The following is a 786-nucleotide window of genomic DNA, read 5'->3' on the forward strand; positions in this document are numbered from 1 at the left end:
GGCTGCGGCTGGTCGGCGCCGGGCTGCGCACGGTGGGTGGTGCGGCGGTGGGCCGGGTGCGCAACATTGTGACGGCGATCCCGCATGGGATCGCGGTCGCCGGTGGGGATATTCGCAGCGCCTTGGGTAATCCCCGGTTGTTTGCGCGGGCGGCGCACTGCCGGTTCGTCGGGCGGGATCCGGTGGATATGGCCAGCGGGCAGATGATCCTCACCCAGGTCGATGTGGAGCTCCCCGGTCTACTCACATGGGCCTTGCAGCGGACCCATCTGTCGTCGTATCGGGCCGGCCGGTGGTTCGGCCCGTCGTGGAGTTCGACGCTGGACCTTCGGCTGGAGATCGACGAGGCGGGGGTGTGTTACGCCGCGCCCGACGGGGTGCTGGTCGGCTATCCGCATCCGGCGCCGGGGGCGACGGTGCTACCGGTGGAGGGTCCGCGGTTGGCGTTGACCCGTGACGCCGCCGGTGCGTACACCGTCACCGACCCGGCAACGGGCCATGTTTTCCATTTCGCGCTCCCGGCCGGCAACGCTCGGGCGGTGGCCCTGCCACTGGCGGCGATCGTCGATCGTCATGGGAATCGCATCGAGTTGGGCTATGACGCCGCCGACGGCACCCTTGCCGAGATCCACCATTCGGGTGGGTACCGGCTGGCGGTGGAGACCCAGCAGGGGTTGATCACCGCGATTCGGTTGCGGGGACGGGCGGGCGAACCCGACACCGACGTCGTCCGCTACGGCTATGACGGGGCCGGCCGGCTGACCGCGGTGGTGAATTCCTCGGGTC

The 786-nt window shown here is 70.0% G+C and carries 1 protein-coding gene; it reads left to right on the top strand.

Annotated features, from left to right (window positions below):
- The coding region (locus U9978_RS23740) for a DUF6531 domain-containing protein (protein ID WP_322763374.1) at positions 1 to 786 on the top strand (786 nt) is incomplete at both ends.

This window comes from Protofrankia sp. Cr2, assembly GCF_963555885.1.
Taxonomy (GTDB): domain Bacteria; phylum Actinomycetota; class Actinomycetes; order Frankiales; family Frankiaceae; genus Protofrankia.